Here is a 9,443-nt window from a genome sequence, read left to right as displayed (position 1 = left end):
TAAGTTATCCCCAAAAGATCATCAAAAAGAGGTGTATTCTATAGCGAGATCTCAATGATCGCTATCCTTAAAAAATAATTATCCCCAACAAGATCATTCTATGGAGATATCCCCGATCATCAAAGATCAAATTCGATCCTTTTATTCAACAAATAGGGCAAATCCCGCTTTATTAAGCGATCCACATTGATCTATAATGGCGCCCCTTTGATCTCTTGATAGATCCCCTTCACTACTACATGTAGTGCCAATACACAGAGTTATCCACATCTTCTGGTGTATACGGGAAATTGATCAAAGGATACACGGGCAGAAATAAGCCACTTGCTGACTTTCGTTGTTGACGGGGACAGGTAAAGTGATTACAATTCGGCCTCTTTTTTACCCTTACCTCTGTCACCAGAGATAAGGATATGTTCACTTATAACAAAGACGGATTGCCATCATGAGTAAACGTACTTTTCAACCTAGCAACCTGAAGCGCAAGCGTTCTCACGGCTTCCGCGCTCGTATGGCTACTGCAGGCGGCCGTAAGGTGCTTGCACGTCGTCGTGCGAAAGGTCGCGCTCGTTTATCTGCTTAATAAGTTAAGTAGGTAACTAGTTGACTAGCTATACCTTTACGCGGGAGTTACGCTTGCTAACTCCCGCGCAATTTAAATCTGTATTCTCCAATCCCATCAAAGCTTCTTCTGCTGAAATCACTCTGCTTGCCATTCCTAATTCGGAACAACATCCGCGTTTGGGTCTTACTGTAGCTAAACGCTATGTAAAACGCGCCAATCAGCGTAATCGCATTAAGCGAGTTATCAGAGATAGTTTTCGCCTCAATCAACACGACATCCCTCACCTTGATATTGTTGTGCTGGTCAGAAATGGGGTGATGGAAATGGAAAATGCAGAGATCAACAAGTTGATAGAAAAGCTATGGCGCAAACTCAGTCGCCGCTACAATGGCTAGCAACCACGTTTATTCGTGGCTATCAAATCTTCATCAGCCCCCTCTTAGGGCCTCGATGTCGTTTCAATCCCACATGCTCGCATTACGCCATTGAGGCAATAAAAGTGCACGGAACCGCGAAAGGTTGTTGGTTTGCATTGAAACGCATATTAAAATGTCACCCTTTGCATCCCGGCGGTAGTGATCCCGTCCCCCCTAAAAATGACAGGTGTAATAAATAGGCTATGGAATCTCAACGCAATATATTGCTAATAGGACTACTGTTTGTCAGCTTTTTGCTGTGGCAACAGTGGCAAGCAGACAAAGCTCCAAAACCCGTTGCAACCGAATCGTCTGTAGTGGCGAATGCAACCACAAATCACAGTGCTGATGTTCCAGAAGCAGACACAGGTGTCCCAGCAGCCTTAACGGCAACGCAAAATCTGATCACAGTTAAAACCGATCAGCTCGATGTACAAATCAACCCAGTGGGTGGTGACATCGTTTTTGCAGCTCTGGTTTCACACAAACTGGAACAGGGTAAAGACCAGCCATTTGTTTTGCTTGAGCAAACCAAAGATTTCACCTATATCGCTCAGAGTGGCCTGATTGGCCGTGATGGTATCGATAGCAGTGCTAAAGGTCGCGCCGCATTTGCCGCCAGCAAAACTGAATTTACCTTAGCCGATGGCCAAGACACCTTAGAAGTACCACTGACCTATGTGGCTGATAACGGTGTGACTTACACAAAAGTGTTTGTCTTCCATCGTGGCAAGTTTAACGTTGATATCGATTACAAAATCAACAACACCTCAGCTGCTCCATTGCAAGTTCAGATGTACGGTCAGATTAAACAGACCATCAAGCCATCTGAAAGCAGCATGATGATGCCAACTTACCGTGGCGCCGCATTCTCGACTCAAGATGTACGTTACGAAAAGTACAAGTTTGAAGATATGAGCAAGAGCAACCTCAATCAACCGACTCTCGGTGGTTGGGCGGCGATGCTGCAACATTACTTCGTATCAGCTTGGATCCCACCAGCAACCGATAGCAACACCATTTTCTCAAGTGTAAGTGCTGGCGGTTTAGCTAACATTGGTTTCCGTGGCGCGGTATATGATATTGCACCAGGTGCGACTCAAGAAATTAGCTCACAGTTTTATGTTGGTCCTAAGGATCAAAAAGCGCTATCTGCGTTATCTGATACCTTAAACCTGGTTGTTGATTACGGTTTCCTTTGGTGGTTAGCCGTCCCAATCCACTGGTTATTGATGTTCTATCAATCATTTGTGGGTAACTGGGGTGTGGCGATTATCCTGATCACCTTAACCGTTCGTGGTTTACTGTTCCCGCTTACTAAAGCGCAGTACACCTCAATGGCGAAGATGCGTAACCTACAGCCAAAACTGCAGGATTTGAAAGAACGCTTCGGCGATGACCGTCAAAAGATGGGTCAAGCCATGATGGAACTGTACAAGAAGGAAAAAGTGAACCCTATGGGTGGCTGTTTACCTATCCTGCTACAGATGCCAATCTTCATTGCCTTGTACTGGGTATTGTTAGAAAGCTTCGAGCTGCGTCACGCGCCATTTATGTTATGGATCCACGACTTATCTGTACAAGATCCATACTACATTCTGCCGCTGCTGATGGGTGCGTCTATGTTTGTGATGCAAAAAATGCAACCAATCGCACCAACCATGGACCCAATGCAAGTGAAGATGATGCAATGGATGCCAGTGATCTTTACCGTATTCTTCCTGTGGTTCCCATCGGGTCTAGTACTGTACTGGTTAGTGGGTAACATTGTTGCCATCATCCAGCAGAAGATTATTTATGCAGGTCTAGAGAAAAAAGGCTTAAAATAAGCCCAAGCGCTAGATAAGAGCTAACGGCTCAGCATATTCAAAAAGGCGGCTTAATGAGCCGCCTTTTCCTTTAGATGATTTGATCGAATTAATGGGTATTTCCGTGACAACTGACACTATCGTGGCACAGGCCACCGCGCCCGGACGGGGCGGCGTGGGTATCATTCGTATCTCTGGTGATAAGGCAACCAATGTGGCAATGGCCGTATTGGGTCATTTACCTAAACCCCGTTACGCCGATTACTGCGACTTTAAAAATGCTTCAGGCCAAGTGATAGACCAAGGTATCGCACTGTTTTTTAAAGGCCCTAATTCCTTCACTGGTGAAGATGTATTAGAGCTGCAGGGCCACGGTGGTCAAATCGTCCTCGATATGCTGATCAAGCGCGTATTAGAAGTCGAAGGCATTCGCATCGCCAAACCAGGCGAGTTTAGCGAACAAGCCTTTATGAACGATAAGCTGGACTTAACCCAGGCCGAAGCGATTGCCGACCTTATCGATGCCACCAGTGAGCAAGCCGCCAAAAGCGCGCTGCAATCACTACAAGGTGAATTTTCGAAGGAAGTCCATGAGCTGGTGGATCAAGTCACCCATCTGCGTTTATACGTCGAAGCCGCGATTGATTTCCCCGATGAAGAAGTCGACTTTTTAAGTGATGGCAAAATTGCCAACGCACTCTACAAAATTATCGACAAACTCAGTGCCGTCCAAGCCAGCGCCAAACAAGGCTCGATTATCCGTGAAGGGATGAAAGTAGTGATTGCCGGTCGCCCCAATGCCGGAAAATCCAGTCTGCTTAATGCGCTCGCGGGTAAAGAATCGGCGATTGTCACCGAAATTGCTGGCACCACCCGCGACGTATTGCGCGAGCATATCCACTTAGATGGTATGCCACTGCATATTATCGACACCGCAGGCCTGCGTGACACCACTGATACGGTAGAACAAATCGGTATTGAGCGGGCTTGGAACGAAATCAACAGCGCCGATCGCGTGTTATTTATGGTCGATGGCACCACCACGGATGCAGTCGATCCCCACGATATTTGGCCCGATTTTATCAATCGCCTCCCCGCCAATTTAGGCGTGACCGTTGTCCGCAATAAGGCCGATCTCACCGGTGAGAACCTCGCCATGACCGAAGAGAAAGGTTACAGCGTATATCGGATCTCGGCTAAAACCGGTCTCGGCGTCGAGGAATTAAAGCAACACCTTAAATCCTTGATGGGTTACCAGAGTAATCTCGAAGGTGGCTTTATCGCCCGTCGTCGTCACCTCGAAGCATTAGATGTTGCCGCAAGCCATCTGCAACTCGGTAAAGAACAATTAGAGATTTACCTCGCAGGTGAACTGTTAGCGGAAGAACTGAGAATGGCGCAATTAGCCCTGTCCGAAATCACAGGCCGCTTCACCTCTGACGATCTACTGGGCAAAATTTTCAGCTCATTCTGTATCGGGAAGTAAAATAGTAAAACGTATCAAACCAAATCAAAACAACATTATGATTTTAAAATAATTTTGTTTTATTGGGTGGGAAGTGATTTGAAGGGTTTTGTCGATTCTTGCGCCACGTGTGCGCCACAGATAAATTCTGGCGCACATATGGCGCACAAGATGAGAAAAACCTATGAAAATCAGCATACATAAACGAGATCCAGATAAGAATGGCCAACGTGCTATCAGGCTTGTGTACTATTACGGTTCAAAGACCTCGGAAGACGGCTCAAGAGCTCAGAAACGCTCATACGAGACGTTAAATCTGTTCCTCTACAACAAGCCCAAAAACGCAGTTGAGCGCGAGCACAATAAAACTACATTGCAAAAAGCTGAGGCCATTCGAGCCAAGCGTCTACTGGAAATGGAATCAGCCAAACACGGCTTAGATGACCGCACAAAACTCAATGCCAGCTTCTTTGACTACTTCGACCAAATTACAGCGAGTAAAGCATCCGGTAGCAAATCCAACTACTCAATCTGGGTTTCTGCGGGCATCCATCTCCACCGTTATCACCGCCACGCAGAACTCACTTTTGAACAGGTAGATAAATACTTTTTGGAAGGGTTCCGTCATTACCTACAGCATGAGGCAATAACAAAATCAGATACCGGCCTCTCCAGGAATACCGCCTGTAGCTACTTCAATAAAATCCGGGCAGCACTCAACCAAGCGCAACGCGACCGAATCATCAGAGATAACCCTGTTGAACAAGTCAAATCCATCAAAGCAGAGAGGACACAGCGCACTTATCTCACTCTGGATGAGGTAAAGGCCCTTACCAAGGCAGAATGCCGTTACGATGTACTACGGAGAGCATTTCTGTTCTCCTGCACTACGGGTCTACGCTGGTCAGACATTCATAAACTGGTGTGGAGTGAAATTGAACTATTTGCTCAAGGGCACTACCGAATAATCTTTTCCCAGATAAAGCTCAAAAACTCAGGCAATGGCCTGCAATATCTCGACTTACCGGATTCAGCAGTACGTTTGCTCAACTTGGAAAACAGGGGAAAACCGACAGAACGGGTTTTTAAGGGATTGCGTTACGACAGCTATAGCAACGTCGCGCTAGTGCAGTGGGCTGTACGTGCCGGGATCACCAAACACGTGACCTTTCATGCAGGCCGCCACACCTTTGCAGTAAACCAACTTGCCCGAGGGCTAGACATCTATTCCCTTTCCAGATTGCTTGGCCATAGCGAACTCAGAACAACAGAAATCTACGCAGATATTCTGGAAACCCGTCGCACAGAGGCCATGCGGACCTTTCCGGATATCTTCGATGAGTCATCAGACTAAGAGCATTATTACGACCAAACGAATACATCTTTACAAAGAAAAGGGCACCTCGACAGTGCCCTCCATCAACCACATAAGATCGTTAGTTTTTACAGCCATTCTTATCACATGTGATTTTCTCGTGGGAATTAACCCAGTGATCAGCATTTTTCTTTGTGTCAGTACCGCAGCCAGTGGTGCCGCCTTTAGCACCGCTGTGTACAACACCTGTTGGAGTATGTTTTACAGACATATCTAGCTAATGATGTGTTTTTAAAAGCGCATTCGCACGCACATTAAGACTTAGTCATTAAAGCCTGAGCTGTCAATCCAACGAGTAACCGTTACATGTCACAGTTAAAGAACTGTGACATGTAACGCATCCGACCATTCCTATTTATTTTCAAAAGGTTAAACATCAACCTAATATCTCCGGCCATACAATTTTCGGTTAGCAACGAGATGATCAGCAGCGGCTTTATCAATCTCATCAGAAGACGCCACACGATTACTCTGCAACCAAGCCAAGATATCTGCTCGCCTGAAGAACACCCGATTACCATTGGGTTTGAAGAATGGGATCTTGCGTTCGTGAGTCAACCGGTACAAAGTACTTTTCTTTAGCCCCGTCAGCTCAGCACATTCCTCAACGGTGAGGATTTCCTTTGTCGTGTCAGGACGTTGCTCGTTTTTGATATGATCGGTAATCAGTTTTTTAAGCAATGACATATCCATCAGTATGCGCTGAAGCATCTCTTTTTCAGTCATGTTGATACTCCTACCTCAGAATCAAACAGGGAAAAGTGGGAAAGTGGGATATTTGAATTATTCATCATCGACTTGCTCCATCTTCAGCATTGCTTGCCTCACCCTGTCAGGCCAAAGGGCAAAAAAACGATAGTAGCGACCGCTCATCTTTAGCTTATAGGTACCACGGCTGCGTTCATTACTTTCAAGACATTGACGGCGGAAGAGCAGCTCAACATCACGCATATAATGAGTTGGCAAATTTAAGCCTTTCAAAAATTCATCTTTGTGGATGAGCCAAAGCTCCTCACCATCGATAAACCGTCGATATCCTATGCTTGTTGGCCTATATACATCGCCTTCTTTAGCAAGTCGTTTGTCCCACTTAGCGAGAACACCGCCAATCTTTTGTAGTAAGCTATATTCCTCAAGATTCATTAAATGACCGCGACTTCCCAACCAAACCCGATATAAGCTGTGCACTGCTTGCTCTGATTCGTCCTCACTCCAATTAACCAGAAAGTTACGAGAGGCAAGCTGCAAGGCCACTAAAATCAGCGCAAAACGCCGGGTGACTCGCTGCACCTGTGAGGATGAATCCGGCAGTAGCCAGCTATCAACAATGCGTTGTAATTCCTTTGGCACGTATTGATTAAGATCCACTACATCAGTCGTGATCAATTCGATAAATGATCTCAGCAATGATCCGTACGTTCTCGCACTTGCAGACTTCAGATGATCAATGGCCTTTTGAGGTGTGGAAAAGCTGTGAAGAGCATTCAGCACCCCATGCTGACCAATTACCGGAAGTTCAATCAAACGAACTTCTTGTCCGGCCATCGGGCTACGACCCAAACTTTCAAATATCTCTGAGAGCCACTTTTCACCTGAACTTAATACCAGCACACGCCAATGCTCAGATTCAGCAAGCTTGCCGGTTTTATCTGCCCGCAATTTCCCAGCACCATTAAAAATTTGATACAAACAGGTATCGATATCTTCCGCTTTGGCCATGCCAATTTCATCAAGCGGTAAAACTAGGTCGTGATGTTCACTTGCGACAGCAGCAATACCATTGGCAGTGCCACTCCAACTTTTCATGAAGTCAGAACCACCACAGACACTTGCACACACTTGGAGAAGTGCGGTTTTACCATCAGCAGAATTGGAAACAATATGAATACCGCCATTCTCCAAACCGGCGGGTTTTAACAGTGGTCCTGTAAGGGCACAGCCAATAGCGAAAATTAAATATGGGTTACCACGACAAAAACGCCCGACTTCTTGTCGCCAATCGTCCAAAGATCCTTTTTGCTGAAAATTTGGGGCAACACGCGGAGATAGATATAGATACGGTTCATCACTCCTACCAGAAATCCAACTGGGCGTAACAAATACCTCACGATGCCAACCAGTCCTTTCCACTATGGTTGCAGTACTCGCTTTGCGCGATTCTTGAACTAAATATTGTTGAATCAGTTTCCACGTATCGATGCCAGTTTCTATCCAAAAACCGCTGTCTAATAACCGCTCTCGAATTAACATAGACTGGCTACCATTCAATATCTTCATCAAAAATACCTCCTGGACAGAACAGCCATCCAGATTGAGCCACTCGCACAACACGCCACTACTCCGAATTCGGTCATCACTACGCACTCTAAAAAGAACGCAAATTGGATCGGAAATTTTCCGTTCTTCACCATCCTGTATGCGGAATAAACCATTATTACGTAGTTCAAGCTGCATTTTTCCTCCTACAAACATTGCATCCAAGCCAATACCTCGCTGTGTCGGAAACGGACTGATCGGCCATGAACATTGAGTTTTATTGGTGATGGAAATTTGCCACTTTGGACATAGCGCCGCAGTGTCGCCGGTGATATTTGGGTGAGAGAACACACCTCTTGGTATGTGAGTAACCTTTCGTTGGTAGTTGAAGTAACTTGGTTCACGATGCCTCCTGAAAATTATTGAACCTTCATGCAGCATCATCCTAAAAATCAGTTATTAAACAGACCGCTGGAACAGCCCTTTTTGGGAACTTCAATAATAAATCTCAACACGCTGATATTTAATGACATTTTTTCAACATATAGATTAAAAACAGCCTCAGAAGAGCAAAAAGCTAAGCCATTGATGAGTTGGCCGACATTACCGTATCAATTTATGCGCCAGTGAATAACCAGAGAAAACTTTCACATGTGAAAGTTTTGAGACCTGACGATTTACAACTCTTTAAGACATGTCCCCCATTAAAAATGGAATCGTTTAGCTCAGGTCTTTTATTGGCAATAAAGCTTGTATGGAATAAATCGTACAAGGTCCCCCATCAGATAGTTATTGGAAAGGAATTGGTAGGGTCTTTTGGCCAAGACGTAACAACAAAAAGACCTGTGCGCCCAAAAAAGGCACGAAGGCAGGCGATGGATTAGGTCACACGACAATAAACTGACTCTGTATTCACGACACAGAGGATAATTCTATGACTGACACTTCGAATCCATTTACGACTTTGGAAAAACAAATTGCTGCTTGGAATACTTTTGTCTCAAGCGATGACAAGAAGATAGATCACGACGAGGCAATGCTTTTCACCCGTTCAACATCGCAGCAATATCTGAATTACATACATAAGTCTGTTGAGCTAGAACAATTGCGCTATTACTACATTGCACAACGGGTTGCTGAGTTGTATTGGCAGCACAACAAGGCTCACCGCGGCAAAAATACTCCCGGCTACCCCGGACATTACGGCTGTAGAGTGCGACTTCGCGATCGAAAATTTGAAATGTATTGGTTCTATAACGAATTCACGCGCAAAAAGGGAACTGAGGGCTATAACATCATCAGCCATTATTTGTCTCGTGGCGATCAATATCGCTATCTACGATCAACCTTTTCGCTAGCTCAAGACTGGGAAAAACCTGTAATTGAGGCAGTTGAGGACGCTTTTGCCATCATCCGCAGAGCTAACTCAAATCTAATGCGGGTTAGACAACTATGCCGTTGGAATGACACCAATCTATTCAAAATGACAGGCGATATCGACGATTTTAAGATGGATAATCCTTTATAGTTATGATCTTACAACACAGCCCTCAACTCA

General features: G+C 45.3%; 11 protein-coding genes. 8 read left to right on the top strand and 3 right to left on the bottom strand.

What is annotated here, in order from left to right:
- Positions 1 to 445: 445 nt before the first annotated feature.
- From rpmH to N5E87_RS21165, 6 genes are all read left to right on the top strand, one after another.
- Entirely contained in the window at positions 446 to 583 is a 138-nt protein-coding gene (gene rpmH, locus N5E87_RS21190; RefSeq protein ID WP_011070423.1) for a 50S ribosomal protein L34, read from the top strand.
- A 20-nt stretch (positions 584 to 603) separates the two neighbouring features.
- Positions 604 to 960, top strand: coding sequence for a ribonuclease P protein component (gene rnpA, locus N5E87_RS21185; protein ID WP_007652336.1), 357 nt, complete (start codon positions 604 to 606; stop codon positions 958 to 960).
- Entirely contained in the window at positions 927 to 1,181 is a 255-nt protein-coding gene (gene yidD / locus N5E87_RS21180; RefSeq protein ID WP_011624661.1) for a membrane protein insertion efficiency factor YidD, read from the top strand. The genes rnpA and yidD overlap by 34 nt, the downstream gene beginning before the upstream one ends.
- A 3-nt stretch (positions 1,182 to 1,184) precedes the next feature.
- Entirely contained in the window at positions 1,185 to 2,810 is a 1,626-nt protein-coding gene (yidC, locus tag N5E87_RS21175) for a membrane protein insertase YidC (RefSeq protein ID WP_086903525.1), read from the top strand.
- A 103-nt stretch (positions 2,811 to 2,913) separates the two neighbouring features.
- Positions 2,914 to 4,275: a tRNA uridine-5-carboxymethylaminomethyl(34) synthesis GTPase MnmE gene (mnmE, locus tag N5E87_RS21170; protein ID WP_126512192.1), complete on the top strand. Its 1,362-nt coding sequence runs from the start codon at positions 2,914 to 2,916 to the stop codon at positions 4,273 to 4,275.
- A gap of 163 nt (positions 4,276 to 4,438) precedes the next feature.
- The gene (locus tag N5E87_RS21165) at positions 4,439 to 5,608 is read left to right on the top strand and encodes a site-specific integrase (protein WP_096812342.1); all 1,170 of its coding nucleotides are present in this window, start codon (positions 4,439 to 4,441) and stop codon (positions 5,606 to 5,608) included.
- 402 nt (positions 5,609 to 6,010) lie between these two features.
- On the opposite strand, the gene N5E87_RS21160 is transcribed toward N5E87_RS21165, so the two are convergent.
- The 3 genes from N5E87_RS21160 to N5E87_RS21150 are packed head-to-tail and all read right to left on the bottom strand — an operon-like array spanning position 6,011 to position 8,289.
- The gene (locus tag N5E87_RS21160; protein ID WP_096812343.1) at positions 6,011 to 6,355 is read right to left on the bottom strand and encodes a helix-turn-helix domain-containing protein; all 345 of its coding nucleotides are present in this window, start codon (positions 6,353 to 6,355) and stop codon (positions 6,011 to 6,013) included.
- A gap of 57 nt (positions 6,356 to 6,412) precedes the next feature.
- On the bottom strand, positions 6,413 to 8,083 hold the full coding sequence (locus tag N5E87_RS21155) for a DUF927 domain-containing protein (protein ID WP_096812344.1): 1,671 nt from the start codon (positions 8,081 to 8,083) through the stop codon (positions 6,413 to 6,415).
- 8 nt (positions 8,084 to 8,091) lie between these two features.
- Entirely contained in the window at positions 8,092 to 8,289 is a 198-nt protein-coding gene (locus N5E87_RS21150; protein WP_096812345.1) for a helix-turn-helix domain-containing protein, read from the bottom strand.
- A gap of 28 nt (positions 8,290 to 8,317) precedes the next feature.
- On the opposite strand from N5E87_RS21150, the gene N5E87_RS21145 reads away from it, so the two are divergent.
- Together N5E87_RS21145 and mobI are read left to right on the top strand one after the other, a co-directional pair.
- Positions 8,318 to 8,515 (top strand): hypothetical protein, encoded by a 198-nt coding sequence (locus tag N5E87_RS21145; protein ID WP_134908546.1) that lies wholly within the window; start codon positions 8,318 to 8,320, stop codon positions 8,513 to 8,515.
- A 304-nt stretch (positions 8,516 to 8,819) separates the two neighbouring features.
- Positions 8,820 to 9,413 (top strand): conjugative transfer protein MobI(A/C), encoded by a 594-nt coding sequence (mobI, locus tag N5E87_RS21140; RefSeq protein WP_096812346.1) that lies wholly within the window; start codon positions 8,820 to 8,822, stop codon positions 9,411 to 9,413.
- The last annotated feature ends 30 nt before the right edge of the window (positions 9,414 to 9,443 follow it).

This window comes from Shewanella sp. GD03713, from assembly GCF_029843705.1.
Lineage (GTDB): Bacteria > Pseudomonadota > Gammaproteobacteria > Enterobacterales > Shewanellaceae > Shewanella.
Note: the sequence above shows the minus strand (reverse complement) of the source record. Positions and strands in the feature narration are given on the sequence as shown.